This is a genomic window from Psychromonas hadalis ATCC BAA-638, from assembly GCF_000420245.1.
GTDB classification, from domain to species: domain Bacteria; phylum Pseudomonadota; class Gammaproteobacteria; order Enterobacterales; family Psychromonadaceae; genus Psychromonas; species Psychromonas hadalis.
Window position 1 is genome coordinate 17,620 of sequence record NZ_ATUO01000006.1, and the last position, 22,171, is coordinate 39,790.

Below are 22,171 nucleotides of genomic sequence, written 5' to 3' on the forward strand. Positions count from 1 at the left end.
AAGCGCGAAAGATTCTAGCTTTTATTTATGCTTGGTAGCCGTCTTTAATACCTTTAGTGGTAATAGACACTGCATCATGTGCATGTAAACTTTCATAATGGTTAACACGCAACCAAAAATCATCAAATTTAGTTTGTGGGTGTAGCATATATTGTAGTTGTCGTGCTGCATCTTCACAAAACATCAGGTTTTGACCATTTAAGCGTGCAAACTCTTGTTCATCTTCTCGTTTTACCGCTGCTTGGACAGGTGTTTTAAGCGTATTTTCAATTAAGTCAATCAACTCAATTACAGGGAAAGATTGATTCTCTTTATTCAGTTTTACTTTCACTTCAACCACGCTACGCTGACTGTGTGGTGTTGCCACAATGCCTTGTGTAGAGCCTAACCAATTTAAAACTTCCTCTTTATCGATGCTATTTTGTTGGTTATATTTTTTTGCAAACTCTTCTTGAATCAATTGTCGTGCCAGCGCTGCTGAGCAAGGGCAAGTTGATGAGTAGGGAACATTTACTTGTAATTCAAAGTTGAATTGTCCATTGATTAACTGGCCAATGATAACCACAGGGTAAGCCTTCCAACCACGCTTTTCACTGATCAGTGATTTACGGCGTAGGTGGTAATCAAATGAGAATTTCACAAAAGCTTGTTGGCTTAACTCGTGATGACTTTCTATAAAACCTTCAAGTAACGTAGTTAATGTTTGTAGTGTTAACTCTGACTCAGTTGATAACTGGTCAAGTTGCAGATACAAACGTGACATATGTATCCCTTTAGCTTTTGCGTCGCCAAGGTTAACAAACAGTTCAGCACTTGCGCTAACTTGTTGTGGCGCACAATTATCTGTTTGTACCATAAGGGGTAGTTCAATGTTGCTCATTCCAACACGATCAAGTGTACCTTCAGTTTGAACTTGTGCGCTATTTGCGATATCTGGCATTGCCATGAGGAAAAACTCCCATTAACACGGTATAAAAATAAGTAAATTTAGGCGATGCATTATAAACGGGTTCGTCACAATTAAAAACCACCAAATGAAAAGGATTATCAGTGATTGACTTGATCGCTTATTTATTGACCATTAACTTGCTCTGTTAAGGTAATAACTGAAAATTAATTTAGAAAATGTGTAATAACCTGAATAATTTAAGGGCGATATTGCTTACAATTGGACTTTATTTTTAATAGAGATTGGCATGAGCATTTTTAACTTAAAAACTTGGGTACATTATTACGTATCACTCTTAAAGCGTTTAGGAGCATTTCGTTTTAGTCTACAGCTTGCTTTTGCCATTATCTTTGCAGACTCAGTTTTACAGGTGTCTTTGGCGTACTATTTTCATGATCCTCTTGATATTATTGATGTGTCACGTTCATTTTTCCTCGGTTTATTAATTACCCCTTGGGCGGTCTATTTTTTAACCGTGGTAGTGGGGGACCTTGAAGAAGCACGTCAACGTTTAGACAATACGGTTGCGCATCTGCAAGAGATACTTGCCAAAGATCAGCAAAAAACACGTGAGCTTGAATCAGAAATAATCGAACGCCAAAAAAGCCAGATGCTCTTAGAGGAGCACACTATTTTACTGCACTCTTTTTTAAATACCTCGCCAGATCTGTTTTTTCACCGCGATCTAAAAGGCGCTTTTGTTAGCTGTAACAAAGCAATGGAATTGGTCACGGGGCGCAGTGAATCAGAACTAATTGGTCTTACCCCCTTTGATATTTTCCCTAAAAAGTATGCACAAGAGGTGGTCACGCGCGATCAAAAAGCACAGCAGACAGAGCAAGAGCAGATCCATGAACATTGGTTACATTACCCGAATGGTCGCCAAGCTTATTTTGAAGTCCGTGCTTTACCGCTTTATAACGCGCAAAAAGAGTGTGTGGGTATTATCGGTTTTGGTCGTGATATTACCGAGCGTAAAAAACATCAAGAATCGTTAGAGAAAGCCAGTCGAGATAAAACCACTTTTATCTCGACTATTAGTCATGAGCTACGTACTCCCCTTAATGGTATTGTGGGTTTAAGTCGTATGCTGCTTGATGAACCGTTGACCTTTGAACAAACTAAACACTTGAAAACGATCCATATGAGTGCCGTTACTTTGGGTAATATTTTTAATGATATTGTGGATCTTGATAAGTTGGATCGTCGTCGTCTTAATTTAGTGAGCAACCATATTGATATGTTTGATTTTATGAGTGACTTGGAAAGCCTTGCTTTTATTCAAACGGAGCAAAAAAAATTAACGCTCAGTTTTGAACAACAGGGGGTACTGCCTAATTATATTGAGGCCGACGATACACGTTTACGTCAAGTGCTGTGGAACCTTATTACTAATGCCGTTAAATTTACCGATCAGGGAGAGGTGAAGATTCGCTGTTTTTGTGAACGTGGAGATGCGAATCAGACTCTGCTCTGTTTTGAAGTACAAGATTCAGGCATTGGTATTCCAGCGGATCAACTAGAAAAAATATTTGCCATGTATTACCAAGTAAAAGGCAATCGTCATGCCACAGGGACTGGTATCGGGCTTGCGGTTTCCAAACAGATTGTTGATGCCATGGGCGGAAAAATAACCGTCAGCAGTGAAGAGGGTAAAGGTAGTTTATTTAAACTTTGCCTACCTGTTGATTGCCCGAATAAAACCGTTAATAAGCTTGCTGAACAGATAAGATTACCCGCGCTTTCTGTTTTACTGGTGGAAGATATCGAGTTAAATGTGCTGGTTGCCAAAGCATTATTAGAGAAATTAGGCCATCGAATTGATGTTGCTGTAAATGCTGAGCAAGCGTTACAAAAAGTAGCCGATCATCAATATCAGTTAATTTTAATGGATATTCAACTGCCTGATATGGATGGTTATCAGATAACGCGCTTATTGCGTGAGCGACATAAACAACTTCCCCCTATTGTGGCGTTAACGGCTAATGCTTTTTCAGATAAAGCGAGTTTTATTAAAAAAGGGATGGATGACGCGTTGGGTAAACCACTCACTGTGGACTCGTTTAATACCATGATTAAACACTTTTTTACCAAGCAATCGTCCTCTGAGAAAGTGACCGCTATTAAAGCGAATTGTGCAAAAAATAAATTACAGACAACGCTTTTTGATGATGCTATGTTACTGGAGTTATTAGATTTTTTACCCACTTCGGTCATGTTAGAGAACATTGCATTGTTCAGCAAACTGATGCCTGATTATATGCAAATATTGGAATCAAATATGGTGGCCAAAGATAAAAAGGGCATTGTCAGTGAGGCACATAAAATCAAAGGGGCTGCAGGCTCGGTGGGGCTAAAACGTATTCAGCAACTTGCACAAAAAATGCAATCACCCGAACTGCCTGCATGGTGGGATAATATTGATGATTGGGTTGAGTTAATAAAGTCTCATTATGAAAGTGATGTTATTGAACTTAAAAGATGGGTGGTAAAGCAGGGCAGATAAGATGTTTTTTTGAGGAGTGTTGCCTTGTGTAGCAACACTTCCTGTGAACAATTTAAATCTATTCTCCTGCAATCAGGTTTTCAAACTTTTCATTGCCTTTTAAGTTTTCAAAATCTGCTTCATCAGCGGCTAACTCTTTAAGTGCAATACGGCCTGCAATGGCGCGGGTTAAATCTGAAATTGCTTGTTCTTCCACCCCTAAACAGGCATAAGCACACGCGCGCTGATAAAGTGCATTTTCGTTACTATCATCAACTTCTAAGACACGATTACAGATACTCAGCGCCCAGTGAAATTCGCGCATCTCCATGACCGTATCCGCTTTAGACGTGAGCGCTTCTAAATCACCCGGACGCACTTTTAAAATTTGATCATAAACCTCAATTTTTTGTTCGGGGGTGGGGGATTTTTGCGCACGTAACCATAAATTGTGTATCTCATTGATCTTTTCAATCTCAATATGGTTGTCTGCAATACGTCGTGTTTTACGTCGTAAGTCTTGCTCTAATGTTTGAAACTGCTTCTCGTATTGTTCTGAGATACGTTTAATCTGCAGATTCGCTGTTTTTTTAGTGTTATCACGAATTTCACGCAGTGATTGCCAACCAATCATTGCAAGCAGTGAGGCAACACCTGCAATAATATAGAAAAAATAGGTAACGGTATTTGATGCGTAACCGAGCGCTCTATCAGCTACTGATAACTCTCTGTCAGTGATCTCAATGATTAAACGTCGCTCTAAATCTTGAAAGTCGTGGCGTAATGATTTCAGTTCATCAAGCACATAACGTTCCACTAAAGGTTTTTCATATAACCCTCTCTCTGCACCTCCGTTGGTCTCTAACTTTGGATTTTCGACTGCTAAAAGCAGTGTTGGCATTAAGCATAAACTGAGTAAAAATAGTAACTTTCGCACAATGATTTTCCCTTGTTTTGTAGAGCTTATGTGGTAATTTAATAACGATAAAATTATAGATCAGGATAAAACAATGAGCGAAAATAATAAAGCAGAAGATCAATGGGTGAAAGGAATAATTAAAGAGACCTTTGCAGAGCAAAAAAAAGCACGTCGTTGGGGGATTTTATTTAAAGGTTTAACCTTCACCTATCTCTTTGTTACGCTATTACTGATTTTAGATAAAGCGCCTAATAGTGATACAAAAGCAGAGCAATCACACACTGCAATGGTACAGGTAAATGGCGTGATTGCAGCAGATCAAGAGGCTAACGCGAACAGTATCGTAACGGGGTTACGTGCCGCGTTTAAGAATGAACACAGTAAAGCGGTGATGTTAGTTATCAATAGTCCCGGTGGTAGTCCTGTGCAGTCGGGCTATGTTTATGATGAGATAAAACGCTTGCGCACTTTGTATCCTGATAAAAAACTGTATGCAGTGATTGCAGAGCTAGGTGCTTCGGGTGGTTATTATATGGCGGTGGGCGCTGATGAAATTTATGCAGATAAAGCCAGTTTAGTGGGCTCAATTGGTGTTACCGCATCGAGTTTTGGTTTTGTTGATTTGATGGAAAAAGTGGGTGTTAAACGTCGTCATTTTACATCAGGAGAGCACAAAGCCTTTCTAGACCCCTTTTCTCCTGAAAAAGAGGATGAAGCCGAGTTTTGGCAGCAAGTATTGGATGTCACGCATCAGCAGTTTATTAAAGTGGTTCAAGAGGGGCGTGGCGATCGTATCAAAGAGGCTGAGAAAAAAGGAAAACTTTATTCAGGGCTTATTTGGAACGGTGAGCAAGCACTTACTTTAGGTTTGATTGATGGCTTGGGCAGTCCCGGTTTTGTTGCGCGTGAAATTATTGGCGCCGAAGAGATTGTTAACTACTCGGTTAAACCCTCTGCATTTTCTGAGATTATCGAAAAGTTGGGGATCTCAATTGGCAGTGGTATTGCAAATCAACTTGCAACTCAAACAAGTAACCTCAGGTTAAATTAAGGTATAAGCCTTAATATAACCACGAAGTCGCTAACGCTACACAGAAGGTACGAAGAAAAATAGCGTTGGATTGTTTCTTCGTACCTTTGTGGTAAATTATTTTTAATATCAAATGACAGTTAATCTATTTAATAGAATCAAGGCGTTGAAATGAGCAACAAAGTATCTTATTTTTCTGTTTAGTTATTGATCGATAGAGCATTAATCAATAAACAGTTAGTGTGTAAAGAGAAACTCTATGACTTTAATTTCTCTCGCCCTAGTGAGGGAGAAAAACGTAAAGCTATTTTGAAATCTCTGTTTGGGGACGTTAAAAACACTCATATTGAGCCACCTTTTTATTGTGATATGGGCGAAAATATCTATTTTGGAGAGGGAGGCTTTATTAATTGTGATGTAAAAAGTTTAGACATTGCCAAGGTCACTATTGGGGAGTATGTATTAATTGCCCCCAATGTACTGATAAGTACCGTTTCTTATCCTGTTGATTTGGCTGAGCGTGTCAAACCCTACGCATGTGTCGAGCCTGTTACGATTGGTGATAGTGTTTGGTTAGGCGCAGGTTGTGTGGTGCTAGGTGGGGTAACCATCGGTAATAGAAGTGGGGCAGTATTGTCACTAAAGATATCCCGAGTGACGTCATTGCGCTAGGTAGCCCTTGCCGTGTAATTTAAAAAATAGAGCATAGCGAGATGCCCTCAGAAGCACAACTCGCCGAATGGTGGGAACCTGCTATGGGTAATTAAAGTTAAAGTGACCACTCACCCTTACCAAATCGGTAGATGATTGAACTACTGATGTGATTTCCATGGGTTTCTTCACGGGTGCTGTAATAGTGTCGCCAATCTGTCTGAATCGCCCAGTTATTATTAATTTTGTAGTGCAACCCTAATCCTGCATTGACCTGAAAACGTTTTTTGCTGTACTCTTCATCACTCATCATCTCGCCTAAACCTGCGGTGATAAAAGGTCGCCAATCATTTTCGCTATTAAAGTAATATTGACCATCAATACCGTAGTTTTCATAAATACTACTATCACCACCCTGTGCGTTATCAAGTGTGGCACGGGTATAATTTAGGCGTGTTGAAAAACTACGTGTAAAATAGAGCCCAAGTGACCATTGATAACCTAACGCACTTTTTTTACCCCATTTACTGTCTACATCAACCCAAGTTACCCCTGAGGAAAGTCCGATAATGCCTGTATCAATGGGATCATCTGTACGACTTTTATAACGAGAGTGAACAACACGTTTAGCACTGATACCAGGCAGTGCAAGACTACCGTCGTCACCAAAGATATAACTGACTTTTAAACCAATCTGGTTTTCAGTTTCATTACCATAAGCAAGTGGGACTTGATTAAAGGTAAAATAACCCGTTCCTGCTTTAATAATATCTTTACCAAATAGGTGATTTAAATTACGTCCGAGGGAATCAACGGGATCTAACAAGAACAGTGCCGTATTACCTAAATATTCAGAGCCTAAAACCGTGCCTCCATGGATCCAAATATCTTGTTCAGTGGTATAAGCCCATTCACCGTATGCCCAACCAAGTACTGGTGTAACGACTAAGTCTTGTAGAGAAGGGACTTCGGCAAACGCTTCAATACCATATTCCCAGAAAAAAGTAGACATCATGGTGGAGTAGATAAATGCATCCCACTGACGATACCCAGATTTTCGTGCAGATTGGTAAAAAACGCCACCAAAATAGGGGTGCATGATATAGTTCAAAAAGACATCATCCCTGTCCCATACAGGGCCCGCTGAAACATTTTCTATCCACTTATTTGCCAAGTTTAAATCATTTTTTTCCCAGTTGGTTATCTCTTCCGGCATCACTGCTAATACAGCAATTACGCCGACACCTAGACCAAAAATAGAGTATGTTTGTGACAGTAACCTATCGGAGTCTTCACCATTTTTAGCGTTAAAAAGAGAGATCTGGTACGGGTCTTCATAAAAAGAGGGATCTATCTCTTTCTCCTCCCAAGAGGAGTTAGTAGCTTTGATTTGGTAGATTTCAATACTATTTTCGCTGAGGTCAGGAGATTCAATGGTACTATTCGCTGAAACCGATGTAACAAAAGCGAACGTTATGACAATAATTGCTTTTTGATAAAATGTTGAAGACACGTATGCACCAAGTGATATAAATGAAACTTAGGCGCGCAAATTTACAGCAAAAAGCGATCTAGTTCAAAGATTTAATCTATATTTGTGTTTTTATTGCTCATCTTCAGGGAATTTAACGCCCGTTAGACGTCTTATCTCTGTGATCACTGAAGCGGTTATTTTTGAGCGTAACATTGTTTCACTATTGATTTTTTTCTCTGTTATTTGCAGAGCAAAAAATTCTGCTTCGTAACACATGCTATTTTCAATTTGTGGTTGTGTTAAATCAGTAAGATTTGGATTCAATAAATGGACTTTTTCACACAAGGCAACATGTTTGATTAAGAGACTGCCATTTTCCCCCTGAATCTCATTATCAAGCTGTGAGTTACTTATTTTTGAGTGATCGATGGTCACAGAAAAATCACCATAATTGAGTATTGCTGTGCCACACCCATCAACACCAGACTCAAGTAGATAAGCACTGGCTTGAATGTGCGTAGGTTTGCCAAACAGGGCAACGGTAAAAGCGATGCAGTAATAACCAATATCCATGATTGAACCATTAGAAAATGCGGGATTAAAGGTGTTAGGTTTTTTTCCTGCTAGATAGGCGGGATAACGTGAAGAGTATTGGCAATAGTGAATATTGGCTTTACGCAATTTACCCAGTTTCGACAAGTTATCTTTAATCTGTTTGAAATTGGGTAGATGCGCGGTCATATAGGCTTCAAAAAGAATAACGTTATTGTCTATCGCTGTCTGAAAAAGCAGTTCAACCTGTTTGGCGTTAGAAGCGAGTGGTTTTTCACAAATGACATGTTTGCCTGCTTTGAGCATCATCAGTGATTGCTCAAAATGCAATGAGTTGGGGCTGGCGATATAAACGGCTTCAACCTCATCCGCTTGGCTGAGTACCTGCAGGTCATCGTAACAATCAGTGACTGAAAATTTATCAGCAAAAAGTTGTGCGCTTTGTTGTGTGCGGGAGTAAACTGCGCACAATGAAAGTTCATTTTCAAAGCGTGTCGCATTAACAAATTTTTCGGTTATCCAGTTTGTTCCAATAACGGCAAAGTTGATCATTTAAACCTCTCAAGTTTTTGCTAAATAAAAAAGGATATAGTGTAACTCATGAATGCTCCAGCAATAAATAGACAACTTAGTGTCGCGTTATCAATCTCAGAAGATCAGGTTGATGCTTTTAGCAAACTTTATGATGACGGAAATACTGTCCCCTTTATTGCGCGTTATCGTAAAGAGCAAACTAAAGGGCTTGATGATAAACAACTGCGCTTATTAGAAACGCGTTTAAACTACCTACGTGAGCTGGAAGTTCGTCGTAAAGCTATTTTAAAGGCACTCACCGAGTCAGGCAAGCTAACAGTGCAATTAAATAAACAGATAATAGAGAGTCGCAGTAAAACGGGGTTAGAGCAGTTGTATCTTCCTTATAAAAGTAAACGTATTAATAAAGCCCAAGTTGCGATTGATGCAGGGCTTGAGCCCCTTGCTGATAAATTATGGTTTCAGCCTGAAAGTGATAAAAACCGTTTAGCCAAGCAGTCTATTTGTGCGACCTTTTCTACGGTGGAAACTGTCTTAATTGGCGCTTCACAGATCATCATTGAGCGGTTTTCTGTTGATATAAACTTAGTTGATAAACTGAAAAAACAGCTCATTAACAAGGCTAATTTCAATGTGAAGGTGGTCAAAGAAAAACAGCAAGAAGCACTTAAATTTAAAGATTATTTTGATTATAGCGAGCCCGTGAAACGTATCTTACCACATCGTTTATTGGCTATTTTACGCGGTAAAAATGAAGGCTTTTTACGTCTGAAATTAGATGCTGATCCTGGTCAAGATAAAAGTATTAAAACCGCTTATGGCGAAGTAATGATAGCCACCCACTTAGGTTTTTCATTAAAAGGCTTATCAAGCACAAATTGGCGCGTTGAAGTGATAAAAAAAGCGTGGAAATCGAAACTATTACCCATGCTAGAAACGCAAATTATCAGCACGTTAAAAGAGAAAGCCTATACCAATGCGATTGACTTGTTTGCCACTAATTTAAAAGATCTGTTAATGAGCGCACCTGCGGGGCGTAAAGTGGTGCTTGGCTTAGATCCGGGTTTTAAAAGTGGTTGTAAAGTTGCCATCATTGATAAAACAGGACGATACCTCAGCTGTGAAACACTCTACCCACATGCGCCACAAAAAAATTGGGATGGTGCAAAGCAGCAAGTGGTCTCACTGTTAAAGCAGTATAATGTGGATCTTATCGCCATTGGTAATGGCACTGCTTCTCGTGAAAGTGAAGCATTTGTTAATGCGTGTTTAAGTGAAATTAATGCGGATATTAAAACCTTGATTGTCAGTGAAGCGGGTGCTTCTGTTTACTCAGCATCTGAACTGGCAAGTCATGAATTTCCTGATTTAGATGTCTCTATTCGAGGCGCGATATCGATTGCAAGACGTTTACAAGATCCCCTTGCTGAGCTGGTTAAAATAGATGCCAAAGCAATGGGGGTCGGTCTTTATCAGCATGATGTTAACCAAATTGAACTCAGTAAACGTCTGCAAGCCGTGGTGGAAGATTGTGTGAATGTAGTGGGTATTGATCTTAATAGTGCTTCGGTTGCGTTGCTCACGTTTATTGCTGGATTAAACAATACTATCGCACAAAATATTGTTGATTATCGTGAAAAAAATGGCTTGTTTCATTCGCGCAGTGATCTGAAAAAAGTACCTCGATTAGGTGCTAAAGCATTTGAGCAAAGTGCCGGTTTTTTACGTATAACAGAGGCTAAAAACCCACTGGACAATAGTGCCGTTCACCCTGAAAGTTATTATCTTATCAATAAGATGGCCAAACAGTTAGGTGTCTCACTAAGCCATCTATTAACGCATACCCCCTTGCTTGAACAGTTAGAAAATAGTGAGCTGGTGGACAAACAATTTGGTTTGTTATCGATACAGGCCATTAAAGAGGAGTTACTTAAACCAAGCCGTGATCCGCGCCCTGAGTTTAAAACCGTGAGCTACGCCGAAGGTATTAATAAAATTACCGATTTAGAAGTGGGCATGAAGTTACAAGGGGTTATCTCTAATGTGACTAACTTTGGCGCGTTTGTGGATATCGGTGTGCATCAAGATGGTTTAGTGCATATCTCACAGCTTGCGGATAAATTTGTTGCTGATCCCACCCAAATAGTTAAAGCGGGGCAGATTGTTTCGGTCAGTGTCGTTGATGTTGATATCAACAGAAAACGTATTGCTTTGAGCATGAAAAAGAGCATGCACGGTGAGTGAGCTTAAAAAAGTAAAATTAGGTAAACGATTAAGCGTGATTGCAGCGTTGGTTGGTGATGATTATGATCATATATGGGATTGCTGTTGTGATCATGGTTTGTTGGGGTTGCAACTGCTTGGAAAGAGCAAAGCAAAACATATCCATTTTGTGGATATTGTCTCACCATTGCTCATTGAAATTGAAACTAAACTGAAACGCTTTTATCAGGGTGAACATCATTGGCATGTTCATTGTCTTGATGTCGCATTATTACCCCTTCAGCCGTATAAAAATGAAAAACAACTTATTATTATTGCAGGTATTGGCGGGCTGTTATTAGTTAAGTTATTAACAACATTGCTTCCCTTGACCAAAGCGTTAAATGTTGAGTTTATTTTGTCTCCCGTTCACCATCACTATCAACTGCGCCATTTTTTAAATGAAAAAGGTTGTGGCCTGATTGATGAGTGCATCGTTGCAGAAAATGGTCGATTTTATGAAGTGATCCATATTAAGCCGGGTAGTGGCTTACCTATCTCGCGGGTTGGAGATAAAATGTGGGACTTTAGCAACGTACAACATCAAACTTACCTGCAACAAACGATAAGTCACTACCAACGGCTCACTAAGAACCCTAATAGTGATGTCAGTGAAATGATTAAAGCCTATCAAGATTTGACGCCACCTGTATAATCGCCTTTTTTTCTAGCGAAGTTGCCTTATTATGCGCTTATTAAGATCCACCCTTCACCCAGAGATCAGCTCACTTGAACAGAGTACTTTTGAGCGACTTGCTACCCGCGCAATTGTCTTAAAAGGGGATGAAATTCTACTTTTATATACCGCGCGTTATGACGATTATACACTGCCGGGTGGGGGTGTTGATGCCGGTGAAGATCTTATTGAAGGTTTTAAACGCGAACTGCTTGAAGAGACGGGCGCTAAAAATATTCGTAATATCAAAGAGTTTGGCTTGTACGAAGAGTTTCGTCCTTGGTACAAAGATAATTTTGATATCATGAAGATGCAGTCATACTGCTTTAGTTGTGAGATTGATGAGCAGTTAGGCGTTACCAAGTTTGAAGATTACGAGATAAAAAATGGCATGAAAGTTGTGTGGTTGCCGATAATTGATGCGATAAAACACAATGAAAAAACCATTCGTCAAAGTGATAAAAAAGGGATGTCTGTTGAGCGTGAATTGTTTTTACTGAAACTGATTGAAAAAGAGTTACTCCCTCAGCGTGTTCATTCAACTCTTTAATCTACGTAACTCTGTTTGTTAAGCACGGTCTCAATACCGTATAACGACAGTGCTTCGAGTGTGCTCCGATTTTGCTGTAACGTGGCAACAATATTTACCTGCTCTGTTTGCGCCTGTTCAATAAAGGTTAATAATGTGTCAGAGGGATCAGCGAGTAGTTGATGGCTTAACTGTTCTGACAAAATAACATCTGAGACCGGGAAGTTTTTAAGAATATCGCTGAGTAGGTTATTTTCATTTTCAATTAACCAGTAAATTTTCCTGTTTGCTAAGCGTGCCATTACCATGGCAGAAAAGAAGAGCGAGGTACGTTGTATCTCTTCTGGGTACTCAATACAGATATCAACATGGTGGAGTTCACAATTTAGATCTCTTGCCAACTGCTCACGAATATCACGTTTTATACCATCAGGAAACCAATCTTGTAAACTACGAGCATTGATAATATGACGCATGTTAGGTACTTTAATGAGTGCTGCAATCTGTTTTTTAGTCATACCATACAGACAAAAATAGCTAATAACAGAGTCGGTTTGTAAGTTAAATAGTTTATATGCACCTGTTTTAATGGTTTCTTCATTGACCCAATGTTTTAAATATACTTTAGAAAAGAGAGATGAAAAAATTTTCCTCCAATATGCTTTGTCGGGCACAGAGGTGAGACTTGCAAAAATAGGAAAACCATTATTTTCAATTAACGTATAAGTCGCACGGCAAACATTCGCGGGTAATTGGCCATAAATAATAACAATAGGGAATTGGTCGTCGTTTGCTAAACGTTTTAAAATATCAATAAGGGGCAACTCAATAGTATTAATATCGATGATCAGTAGTTGTTTATTCTTGATATCAGTCAGTGCCGATTGTGCTGTAAAGTAGTCAATATTTCCTAAACCAATATTGATGAAATCAGTATGGTGCTGTTTTTTTTTCTGCTCATTTTCAATGATAAATGCAACACGATATTGCTTTAACCAGTGGTTAAACGTTCGTGTCCGATAATTTTGCCAGTAAGTAATATTATTTTTGAGGTCTGTTTCATCGCGACAGTGAATAAAAACCGTTAAATTAGTCTCCATACTCGGCAACTGACCTAACCAAAATACACGAATATCTGAGCGTTGATTTAACAGGTTAATAAGCTTATCTAATGTTGGCTCAGACTCAATGCTATTGGGTAAAATGACGGCAACACCACGTGGGCTAGCACTGAGCATCAAAATGAGTTGTTCAAGCGTGTATGAGAGTCGTAATTGACAGTGAGGTAACTCTACTTGGTATTGATAGCTATAAAGAGTAAAAGCATTGCTTACTTTACTGGTTGAGTCAGATGCCAACAGTTGCAACTCTTGCTCAGTTAAAATTGAACTTTGTTGTTTAATTATTGGCATCTGTTGATTACTCGGCTTCTGGCTTAATTGGAAACTCGGGAAGTTTATCCCCATCATTATTTGGGTAGATAATAAACTCACCGTGATATTTTACTTTAGATTTGTAATCGGTCATTTTATGAAGTAGTAAGTTTTGCTCAAAAGCACAGTTAACTAACTCTGATAAATCACCACGCAGGTAAAGTGAAAGAGGTTTGATTAATGTACCTTGCTCATCAAAACAGTCGTGCATTTGTGTTTCACAAATAATCAATGATGAAGCACCCCCACTGTGGCGGTTTAATTTATTGCCCACCACTAAATCGGTATTGACCATCCACTGTTCATTTTCAAGCTGTGCAATAAGCGCTTGTAGTTTTGTAAGGTTGACGGCTTGTACCTGTTTATTCTCATCTAATACTTGGTTGTAACACTGCTGTAGATAGATAAACTGCTCTTTAAGTTGTGCTCCTTTGCCAAGGCTACGCGCTTTGCTCTGCCATGCTTTAAGTGTCGGCAGAACAATGGTATCAAAGCGTTTCTGTTTCATCGCCGTGGTGACCCAAGCTCCAAAATAGTGCGCTTCATTAAGTGGGTTTTTCGGTGTGCGCCCCGAGGCTTGAGATGCTTCTAATTCTGTTAATGCGGTTGAGATTAATGTATAAATTTGTTGCGAAAAAAGAACCATAAAAGACCTGTTTTTAAAATTGATACCAAACCCAATAAATATGTGATCTTTTGGGACGTGAGACTTTAGTCTCGCCTTTACTATTGGCGCAGCTAAAGCAGTACGATATGACCAGTTAATTAATGGAATTGGTATGAGTATAAAGATAAGCAACAGTATACAAGAATATTAGCTGTATCAGTAATAAGATCAATGAATAATAGTTGACTTAAATGCTAGGATATTGGCTTTATAGCAATTACATTAGAGGAAAAGTATGGATACATTAACGGGTTACACCATTGCGCGTGCATTACATGTATTAGCGGTGGTTTTATGGATTGGTGGTGTGGCGTTTGTGACCACTATTTTAATTCCCTCTTTAAAGCAAATCCCTGATATTCATGATCGCTTAGCATTGTTTGAAAAGTTAGAAGGAAAGTTTGCTATTCAAGCGCGTATTACCACGGTGATCACTTTTTTAACCGGGCTTTACCTGATCGACTTGATGCAGATATGGGGGCGTTTTTTACAGGCGGAATTTTGGTGGATGCACATGATGGTGGGGGTATGGCTCATTTTTACACTGGTATTATTTGTATTTGAACCGTGGTTTTTGCATGCATGGTTTAGAAAAATGGCATTAATCGACAGTAAAAAAACATTTAAACGTCTGCATATTATGCATATCGTTTTATTGAGTGTGAGTTTGATAACGATTTTTGGTGCCATGTTAGGCGTACACGGTTTTCGTTTTTAAATCAAGCATACCCGTTACCATCCAAAATGCTTTATTCAGTCACTAGCTCGGATACCAAGGCGAGGCGTAACATGATGCTCTTACGAGCGATTAATAAAAAAGACATTAACCCTCTATCGGTAGAATGAAATAAAAGACTTTCATTCTTTAATGGCTAGCCCTTCTCGAATGTTGCAACGCTGAATTGCCATGGTTACACAAGAGGCGAGCTAGCGACCCGTAGGGCAAGCTTTGAGGCAAACATCTTCGTTGTCTTTCGAGAGATTAACAAAAAGACGTTAATCCTCTATCGACATTGATTAAATGCCTGCATTTAGCAATTCGTTAGAAAGTATCGATTGAACCAGTTAGACCTTCAACTTTCTGCCTAGAATCTGTTCACCTCACAGCTTGCTGAATTTTTCATTTTGGATGGTAACGGGTATATACCCTGTACCCTGATCGCGTTAAACTAAGGAAAATCCTTAAAAGTGAAGAATAAATATGGCTTATATCCCTACTAATTATAAAAGTTTAGAAAATGATTACCGCGATAAAGCGCTTAAATTATTCCCGTGGGTATGTGGAAAATGTACGCGTGAATTTGTTTACTCTAATCTAAAAGAGCTCACTGTACATCATGTGGATCACGATCACAGTCATAACCCTGCGGATGGCAGTAACTGGGAAATGCTGTGTATTTATTGTCACGATCATGAGCATGATAAGTACACTCAGGCTGATTTATATGGAAGCAGTGTTGAAGCGGGAGATGACCTGAAAACAGACAATGCCACCTATAATCCGTTTGCTGATTTGATGAGTAAAATGAAAAAATAACTCATACCATTCCGCTTAATATAATGATCAGGTTTTACGCAGGGTAAATGACTAAGGTCAAGGCGCATGATTGAGTAATAGCCGGCTATTGCGATTGAATGCAACGCAGATATTAGTCATTTAAACCAGTAAAAACGATCAGTTACTTAGGCGGATTGGTATCATTTAACAGAGACAATGAGTAAAGGACATTTGCTCCTTTTTTATCGCTTTTATTCGCGCTTAAAACATCGAAGCTGCACGTGATTGTCGGCCACTGATCCAATCCTGATAAAAGGCCCACCCTCGCGGGTAGCGATCACAAATATTTCTGTAAGTCAGGCCTTTTGCACCTAAAATATAAGCATTTTTAGGTTCACAGTAGAAAAGCAGTGCTTGTTCATATCCAGCAAGATAAGCACCATAATTAACCTTCTTTTCAGAGAATCTGGCACTCATTTTTTGTAGGTTTTTTTCTGATTTTTCAATAAAACCATTCCCCGCATCATATTCACCCACCGCAAACCAGTTGCCTGTTTTTATCTCATTTTGTACAGTTGTAGAGGTACAAGAAAATAGAGCGAGTGATAAACTGGCCGTTATTATAAATCGTTGCATATAACCTCTTTTTATATGAAGTATGAGCCTAAATATCCTCTCTTTCAATGGAGATCACTACACGGCGATTTTGCATTCTTCCTAAAACATTCCTATTGTCGGCTACATGATGCTTTTCGCCGTAACCTCTCACTTGAATTTTATCATCGTCTAACCCAAGTTGCGCTAGGTAATTTTTTACTGAGGTTGCTCGTTGCTCAGAAAGTTGTAAATTTCGATATTTAGCGCCGTAACTATCTGAGTAACCTGACACCAAAATGACACTGATATTCTCATCATGTTTAATATAATCGCCGATCATTTTTAAACGTTTCTTAGAGAAAGAGGTTAGCTTCGTGCCATTTTTATTATATTTAAGAATACTGTAAGCGATATCATCAAAGTTATAGGGCAAAAGTTGATCAATACAGTTATTAAACTCATCGTAACTTTTTAAAAAGTTGATCGAGGAGAGGCCAACGCTGGTTATCTGGTCGTTGTTATACCAATCTTGGTAATAAAACGTAGGGTATTTACCATCTTCAAGCTCACTTAACATACGCCATGCTTTTTGGCGTGTTACATAACCATCAAACTGCTGGTGAAATTTTACTTTACCCAGTGTGTAAGCTTCACTGCCTGGTTTCCAGTGTGGAGGTACTGATTTAAGGGTGACTAAACGCATTTTAGGTAGCACTTTTTTACTGTGCAAAATAAAATCTAAGTTGACATTTTTACTCGCTTTTACTTCAAAGTACGCTTGTCCATAACGTGGAATTGGGTGCTCAAGGGTGCATTGAATAGGGGTTGAGCTAGAAATATACCACAATGAGTTTTCTATGTTGGCGTTGTAACTTTTATTTTCAGCCACCACACTATTGATACATAACAGTAGTATTACCATCGTCTGTATTTTCATAATTTCTCATCCATTTGGCTCTATAATTAAGCTATCTAATAAACTATCGGCACTGTTATTAGTTTCTTTAGTTTAATTTAACCTGTTTGAGACATTATCTGGCATAATCCTTCCTCATTTTTGATCCTGAGTATTTTATGGAAAACTTATTAGCCAAACGTTTTCGTGGTTACTACCCCGTTGTTATTGATATTGAGACGTCTGGGTTAACAGCACAAACAGACGCAATATTAGAGATAGCTGCCATTTTACCTGCAATGGACGAGCAGGGTTATCTTTATTGTGCTGAAAAAATTCATTTTCATGTGCAGCCCTTTGAAGGCGCAAATTTAGATCCTAAAGCACTTGAGTTTACAGGTATCGACCCATTTAACCCTCTACGTGGTGCGGTTGATGAACGTGATGCGTTAACGGCTATCTTTAAACTAGTACGTAAACATCAAAAATTAAATGGCTGTAATCGTTCAATTATCGTGGCGCATAATGCCACTTTTGATCAAGGCTTTATTAATCAAGCCACTAAGCGCTGTCATTTAAAACGTGTTCCTTTTCATCCCTTTGCAAGTTTTGATACTGCCAGCATGGCGGGACTTATTTTAGGGCAAACCGTGTTAGCAAAAGCGTGCGCACAAGCAAATATCCGCTATGATAATAAAGAAGCGCACTCTGCGCTGTATGACACTGAGGTGACTGCTGAGCTGTTTTTTTATATGGTGAATAAATTAAAATCACTCGGCGGTTGGCCTGTTTAAATTTTTATATTTTTTTAGTTAGTAGGAACACTATGTCATCAATTAATACAAGTCAGACATTATTAGATCTCTCCACCCAAACATTTTCTCGATTTTCAGATCGTGTGTTTTTGGCAAATGTGGGTGGTGACGAGATAACGTATGCGCAAGCATTACAAAAATTACAGCAGATACAACAGTTGCTCGCTGTTGCTGGTATTAAGCAAGGTGATAAAGTGTCGATTTGCAGTGAAAATATGCCACATTGGGGCATCGTTTATCTTGCAATTACTAGTATGGGCGCTGTGGTGGTGCCGATTTTACCTGATTTCCACAGCAATGAGATCCACCATATTGTGAAACACTCAGAAGCAAAAGTGATTTTTGTTTCTGATAAGATTAATAATAAATTGGCAGAAGATGATTTTACTTCATCATTGCAGTTTGTTTTCTCATTAGAAACATTACAAGCGTTAGAGGATTTTTCAACTAGTCCTGATGCTCTGAGTGATAAATTTGCACAAATAAAAGCCAAATTGACCAAAAAAGAGATTGTGGCTGATACGCTTGTTATCGATGAAAAAGATCTGGCTGCCATTATCTATACATCGGGAACAACAGGGCAGTCTAAAGGGGTAATGTTATCGCATCAAAACCTCGTTGCTCAGGTGCAGCAAGCACAAGGTTTAACACCCATTAATGAAAATGATCGCTTCTTATCGATATTACCGCTGGCGCATGCTTTTGAATGCTCTGTGGGTTTTTTAGTGCCTTTTTCTAGTGGAGCGTCTATCTATTACATTAATAAAATACCCGCGCCTAAAATTATTTTAAAAGCGATGTTACAGGTGAAACCAACGTGTATGTTAAGTGTGCCTTTAGTGATTGAAAAAATTTATAAATCTAAAGTACAAGCCAGTTTTAATAAAAACAGACTGATTAAATACCTGTATAACCATGTGCCTTTTGTACGTAAAAAATTACACAAAATGGCGGGTAAAAAACTGATGGAAAGCTTTGGTGGTGAGATGCGGTTTTTTGGTATTGGTGGCGCAAAATTATCTCCCTTTGTGGAGCAGTTCTTACAGGAGGCTAACTTCCCCTACGCGATTGGTTATGGATTAACAGAAACTGCGCCTATTATTGCCGGGGCAATACCGGGTGAAACCGCGGTGGGTACGACGGGCGTGTTAGCGAAATGGGTGGAGCATCGTTTTGTACAACATGGTCAAGAAAATAAAGATGCTGAGCTACATGTGCGAGGCCCAAATGTGATGATGGGATATTACAAAGATAAAGAGCGCACAGAAGAGGTCTTAGATAAAGATGGCTGGTTTAATACCGGCGACCTTGGTTGCATGGATGAAAACGGGGTCTTGAGTATTAATGGACGCAGTAAAAATGTAATCATTGGTGCAAGTGGTGAGAATATTTATCCTGAGGCGGTTGAGTCTGTGATAAATCAACATGCGTTGGTCGTGGACTCATTAGTTTATGAGCTAGACAGTAAAGTGGTTGCTAAGATATACATCGATTATGATCTGTTTGATGAAACACATAATATCAATAAAACCAGTGATTCTGTACTGCACACTGAGATTGTAGAGATGCTAGAGCAGATAAAAAAGGAAGCAAATACATTACTCGCAAACTATTCAAAAATAGCGACCGTATTTGAACAAACAGAGCCTTTTATGAAAACACCCACCAAAAAAATAAAGCGTTATCTGCATATCTAAAACCTAAAGCAGAGCGTTCTCGATTTGCTAACTGCTGTCATTTAATGGAAAGTCTCTATTTAAAAAACATCATCGATTACGATGATATTTTTCTATTTATAAAGCCATTATCATTGTTTTAATTTTTTTGGGGGGAGCAATTTAGCCCTTATTTATCAAGGATTGAAATGATGCCCCTTTTTCAAAAAACACTCATCACCGCGCTTATTTTAACAAGTCATGCTGTTTACGCGAGTGCACTACTCCCCGCAGAATTAGCATGACTAACGCCACGTGGAAATACAATAAACAATCAGCCTATGCACTGCAACATGATGATTATTGTGCTGGTACACAAGGTAGCATTGATGAAATTGTGGTGCTTGCTCTTTTAGCGCGTGATTTAACGGCTTCATTTGGGGTAATTGCAAAAACCTGTTGGGGGGCGTTATGGGGAAAAGCACGCTCACATGTGGAGGCTGGTTTTACCCGGTATCATTATTCTATGCACCACACGCCTGCTTTTAAACCCTCTTGGGAAAAGAGTGATTTTAAGGTTATTTGGGATAACAAGCGTGATATTACAGATGCCAATAAAAGAATAAAGGATAAAACAGGTTATACCCCAACATTAATGGCAATGCCCTACGATATTGGTAGTGATGAAAGTTATCAATATGTGCGTGACCATCCTGAATTAATTGCAATGCGTGCACCCGTGGAAAACAATGGGGTATGGGTTGGAAATGTAGGCGTTAATAGTAAAAACTTTCACAATAGTTACAAACTAAAAGTGGAAATTTTTCATAAATGGAGCCCGTATTGGAAGCTGGGTAAAAATAGGCGTTTAGCTGCATTCTTAAACGATACTATCGAACGAGAAGGATTTGGCCTGCAATATTTTCATGGTGTTGCCGATGAATCCTACGTCTCCATTGCAAAATCAGAATACCTGAATTTTTTAGATAAACTCAAAAAAGCCTCTGATGAACATTTAGTCTGGGTGGCCGATGCCAGTGAGATAGTAAACTATCGTTTCGCACGTGAATATTGCAGTTTAGTAGAAACGTCTCAAACAGAAAAGAGCCGATTATTTTCCGTTCAGGGAACGGTAACAAAAACGGACAACTGTACCAATGTAGACAGAGAGTTAACTGCGATGGCGATTGTCACACTCACAGTAAGTCATGTTAAACAGGGCGGAGCTGATTTAGTTTTTACTCAGATTGATGGTGTATTACAGTTTGAATATCAGATCAATAAAGGTGATGTTGAGGTGGTTTTTTAGGGGCTATTGGTTACTAATTAGCAACAATTAAAAAGTAAACTTTATCTTGGCGATCATTTAATATAGCCCTCTAAAAGAGGGCTCTCATTATTAGATGTTATGAAATACGTTTGTATTTAATGCGATGTGGCTCAGCTGCTGCAGCACCAAAGGTTTTCTTCAGGCACACTTCATAATCACTGTAGCTACCCTCAAAAAAGTTGATTTTCCCTTTGTCACGGTAATCAATGATATGGGGCGCAATTTTGTCTAAGAACCAGCGATCATGCGAGATAACCAATTTTAGTCCCTGTTAATGCGCGTGTTTCTCCTTCAAACTCTTTATCAATGCCCGCCATAATACGCAGTAAGGTGGATTTACAGGAGCCGTTCAAACCTAATACCAATAACAGTAAATATCTGATCTATTTTACTGGTTAAAACAACTCACTTCCGCGTTGTAATTTTCGTAAAGGGAACGTCAACTTACGCCTTGAATTAAGCTGTTTCCCCTGCGGAAAATTTAGATCACATACTTAATGTAATTGGTATAACACGCCAATTTTAGCGCCGGGGGAAAAAACTCAGTGAGATGTCTTTCAGGATTGTACGTTTAGGTGGAAGCACCTTGCTGACTTGATTCATGGTAAAAATAAACTGTGCCATTTTTGATCTCTTAAATACAGATAAAAGTAAGTTATTAAAATAGAGGTAGTTACTGTAAGGCGGGGTTGCCGTGGGGGATTTGAGTTATCGTTTAGGACCCTACTTAACTTGGATTTTGATTGATAATCATATAAATTTCAGCACTGAATGTTAAAATTTATAATATCCGATTTAAAGTGCCATTAATGAGAATATAGGCATTGATTAACAACTTATATTACATCCGCATTCAAATGTTTTGGATATTTTTATGTGCCAATTCTGCTCGTAGTAATCACACTAAATAACAGATAAATGTTAGCATTAATACAATGCTTCGTCTTAATGTTGCATTAATTAATCGTAAAGTCAGTTGTTTTTTTTGATGTTAAAAATTGGTTAATGAAAGGTTAAAATTTGAAGTTATTTATTTTAAATTTGCTATTTGTTAGTTATCTACTACGCTTTAAATTTTGTCATTTTTTATGGGGTTGTTATTCCCTGTCTTTCCTACTGTCGTTTTTTATTATTTGATTTTTATACTTCTCTGAGATTGTGTTATACGTTGATTTAGTTGACTTTATTATTATATTTTAAATCATATCGTAATGCTAAAG

General features: G+C 38.7%; 19 protein-coding genes and 1 pseudogene. 11 read left to right on the top strand and 9 right to left on the bottom strand.

The features are described 5' to 3' along the window. Positions 1-25: 25 nt before the first annotated feature. Positions 26-946, bottom strand: coding sequence for a GTP cyclohydrolase FolE2 (gene folE2 / locus G322_RS0101500; protein ID WP_022940043.1), 921 nt, complete (start codon positions 944-946; stop codon positions 26-28). A 250-nt stretch (positions 947-1,196) separates the two neighbouring features. Here folE2 and arcB point away from each other — a divergent pair, with 250 nt between their 5' ends. Beyond that, positions 1,197-3,455: an aerobic respiration two-component sensor histidine kinase ArcB gene (arcB, locus tag G322_RS0101505; protein WP_022940044.1), complete on the top strand. Its 2,259-nt coding sequence runs from the start codon at positions 1,197-1,199 to the stop codon at positions 3,453-3,455. A gap of 58 nt (positions 3,456-3,513) precedes the next feature. Here the strand turns inward: arcB and G322_RS19655 are convergent, their stop codons facing one another. Further along, complete coding sequence (locus tag G322_RS19655; RefSeq protein WP_022940045.1) at positions 3,514-4,371, bottom strand: tetratricopeptide repeat protein; 858 nt, start codon at positions 4,369-4,371, stop codon at positions 3,514-3,516. A 73-nt stretch (positions 4,372-4,444) separates the two neighbouring features. Between G322_RS19655 and G322_RS19660 the strand changes: the two genes are divergently transcribed. Together G322_RS19660 and G322_RS21600 are read left to right on the top strand one after the other, a co-directional pair. Then, positions 4,445-5,404: a S49 family peptidase gene (locus tag G322_RS19660; RefSeq protein WP_022940046.1), complete on the top strand. Its 960-nt coding sequence runs from the start codon at positions 4,445-4,447 to the stop codon at positions 5,402-5,404. Positions 5,405-5,590: 186 nt separating this feature from the next. Further along, complete coding sequence (locus tag G322_RS21600; protein WP_211217119.1) at positions 5,591-6,055, top strand: maltose acetyltransferase domain-containing protein; 465 nt, start codon at positions 5,591-5,593, stop codon at positions 6,053-6,055. Positions 6,056-6,152: 97 nt separating this feature from the next. Here the strand turns inward: G322_RS21600 and G322_RS0101525 are convergent, their stop codons facing one another. Then, positions 6,153-7,547 carry a DUF3943 domain-containing protein gene (locus G322_RS0101525; RefSeq protein ID WP_022940047.1) on the bottom strand — a complete coding sequence of 465 codons (1,395 nt, stop codon included), beginning with the start codon at positions 7,545-7,547 and terminating at the stop codon, positions 6,153-6,155. 90 nt (positions 7,548-7,637) lie between these two features. Continuing rightward, positions 7,638-8,612: a Gfo/Idh/MocA family protein gene (locus G322_RS0101530; RefSeq protein ID WP_022940048.1), complete on the bottom strand. Its 975-nt coding sequence runs from the start codon at positions 8,610-8,612 to the stop codon at positions 7,638-7,640. A gap of 48 nt (positions 8,613-8,660) precedes the next feature. Here G322_RS0101530 and G322_RS0101535 point away from each other — a divergent pair, with 48 nt between their 5' ends. From G322_RS0101535 to G322_RS0101545, 3 genes are read left to right on the top strand one after another with little or no spacing between them, the layout of a single operon-like run. Next, entirely contained in the window at positions 8,661-10,838 is a 2,178-nt protein-coding gene (locus G322_RS0101535) for a Tex family protein (RefSeq protein WP_022940049.1), read from the top strand. Continuing rightward, positions 10,831-11,511, top strand: a complete 681-nt coding sequence (locus G322_RS0101540) for a tRNA (adenine(22)-N(1))-methyltransferase TrmK (protein ID WP_022940050.1) — start codon at positions 10,831-10,833, stop codon at positions 11,509-11,511. Before G322_RS0101535 ends, G322_RS0101540 begins: the two co-directional genes overlap by 8 nt. Positions 11,512-11,542: 31 nt before the next feature. After that, a complete protein-coding gene (locus G322_RS0101545) occupies positions 11,543-12,082 on the top strand; it encodes an NUDIX hydrolase (protein WP_022940051.1) in 540 nt (179 codons plus the stop codon). Here G322_RS0101545 and G322_RS0101550 read toward each other — a convergent pair. Then, positions 12,079-13,473, bottom strand: coding sequence for a hypothetical protein (locus G322_RS0101550; RefSeq protein WP_022940052.1), 1,395 nt, complete (start codon positions 13,471-13,473; stop codon positions 12,079-12,081). The genes G322_RS0101545 and G322_RS0101550 overlap by 4 nt on opposite strands. A 7-nt stretch (positions 13,474-13,480) precedes the next feature. Next, the gene (locus G322_RS0101555) at positions 13,481-14,140 is read right to left on the bottom strand and encodes a DUF2913 family protein (RefSeq protein ID WP_022940053.1); all 660 of its coding nucleotides are present in this window, start codon (positions 14,138-14,140) and stop codon (positions 13,481-13,483) included. Positions 14,141-14,396: 256 nt separating this feature from the next. Between G322_RS0101555 and G322_RS0101560 the strand changes: the two genes are divergently transcribed. Together G322_RS0101560 and G322_RS0101565 are read left to right on the top strand one after the other, a co-directional pair. Beyond that, positions 14,397-14,879, top strand: coding sequence for a hypothetical protein (locus G322_RS0101560; protein ID WP_022940054.1), 483 nt, complete (start codon positions 14,397-14,399; stop codon positions 14,877-14,879). 483 nt (positions 14,880-15,362) lie between these two features. Then, complete coding sequence (locus G322_RS0101565; RefSeq protein WP_022940055.1) at positions 15,363-15,698, top strand: YajD family HNH nuclease; 336 nt, start codon at positions 15,363-15,365, stop codon at positions 15,696-15,698. A 222-nt stretch (positions 15,699-15,920) separates the two neighbouring features. On the opposite strand, the gene G322_RS19670 is transcribed toward G322_RS0101565, so the two are convergent. Continuing rightward, positions 15,921-16,295 (bottom strand): DUF2799 domain-containing protein, encoded by a 375-nt coding sequence (locus tag G322_RS19670; protein ID WP_022940056.1) that lies wholly within the window; start codon positions 16,293-16,295, stop codon positions 15,921-15,923. A gap of 28 nt (positions 16,296-16,323) precedes the next feature. Beyond that, a complete protein-coding gene (locus G322_RS0101575; protein WP_022940057.1) occupies positions 16,324-17,193 on the bottom strand; it encodes a flagellar protein MotY in 870 nt (289 codons plus the stop codon). 137 nt (positions 17,194-17,330) lie between these two features. Between G322_RS0101575 and rnt the strand changes: the two genes are divergently transcribed. The 3 genes from rnt to G322_RS0101595 all read left to right on the top strand — a co-directional run bounded on the left by rnt (position 17,331) and on the right by G322_RS0101595 (position 20,930). Beyond that, entirely contained in the window at positions 17,331-17,945 is a 615-nt protein-coding gene (gene rnt / locus G322_RS0101580) for a ribonuclease T (protein WP_022940058.1), read from the top strand. Between the two features lie 32 nt (positions 17,946-17,977). Further along, positions 17,978-19,663, top strand: coding sequence for an AMP-binding protein (locus G322_RS0101585; protein WP_022940059.1), 1,686 nt, complete (start codon positions 17,978-17,980; stop codon positions 19,661-19,663). 259 nt (positions 19,664-19,922) lie between these two features. Next, on the top strand, positions 19,923-20,930 hold the full coding sequence (locus G322_RS0101595) for a hypothetical protein (RefSeq protein ID WP_022940061.1): 1,008 nt from the start codon (positions 19,923-19,925) through the stop codon (positions 20,928-20,930). A 97-nt stretch (positions 20,931-21,027) separates the two neighbouring features. On the opposite strand, the pseudogene G322_RS0101600 reads toward G322_RS0101595, so the two are convergent. After that, positions 21,028-21,219: pseudogene (locus G322_RS0101600) on the bottom strand (energy-dependent translational throttle protein EttA); the annotation flags it as partial. Positions 21,220-22,171 lie beyond the last annotated feature (952 nt).

Bases quoted from the DNA above. Each gene is read 5' to 3' on its own strand.
- G322_RS0101545 (WP_022940051.1), top strand. From the start codon at position 11,543: ATGCGCTTATTAAGATCCACCCTTCACCCAGAGATCAGCTCACTTGAA.
- G322_RS0101550 (WP_022940052.1), bottom strand. From the start codon at position 13,473: ATGCCAATAATTAAACAACAAAGTTCAATTTTAACTGAGCAAGAGTTG.
- G322_RS0101575 (WP_022940057.1), bottom strand. From the start codon at position 17,193: ATGAAAATACAGACGATGGTAATACTACTGTTATGTATCAATAGTGTG.
- arcB (WP_022940044.1), top strand. From the start codon at position 1,197: ATGAGCATTTTTAACTTAAAAACTTGGGTACATTATTACGTATCACTC.
- G322_RS19660 (WP_022940046.1), top strand. From the start codon at position 4,445: ATGAGCGAAAATAATAAAGCAGAAGATCAATGGGTGAAAGGAATAATT.
- G322_RS0101530 (WP_022940048.1), bottom strand. From the start codon at position 8,612: ATGATCAACTTTGCCGTTATTGGAACAAACTGGATAACCGAAAAATTT.
- G322_RS0101585 (WP_022940059.1), top strand. From the start codon at position 17,978: ATGTCATCAATTAATACAAGTCAGACATTATTAGATCTCTCCACCCAA.
- G322_RS0101565 (WP_022940055.1), top strand. From the start codon at position 15,363: ATGGCTTATATCCCTACTAATTATAAAAGTTTAGAAAATGATTACCGC.
- folE2 (WP_022940043.1), bottom strand. From the start codon at position 946: ATGGCAATGCCAGATATCGCAAATAGCGCACAAGTTCAAACTGAAGGT.
- G322_RS0101595 (WP_022940061.1), top strand. From the start codon at position 19,923: ATGACTAACGCCACGTGGAAATACAATAAACAATCAGCCTATGCACTG.
- G322_RS0101535 (WP_022940049.1), top strand. From the start codon at position 8,661: ATGAATGCTCCAGCAATAAATAGACAACTTAGTGTCGCGTTATCAATC.
- G322_RS0101555 (WP_022940053.1), bottom strand. From the start codon at position 14,140: ATGGTTCTTTTTTCGCAACAAATTTATACATTAATCTCAACCGCATTA.
- G322_RS19670 (WP_022940056.1), bottom strand. From the start codon at position 16,295: ATGCAACGATTTATAATAACGGCCAGTTTATCACTCGCTCTATTTTCT.
- G322_RS0101560 (WP_022940054.1), top strand. From the start codon at position 14,397: ATGGATACATTAACGGGTTACACCATTGCGCGTGCATTACATGTATTA.
- rnt (WP_022940058.1), top strand. From the start codon at position 17,331: ATGGAAAACTTATTAGCCAAACGTTTTCGTGGTTACTACCCCGTTGTT.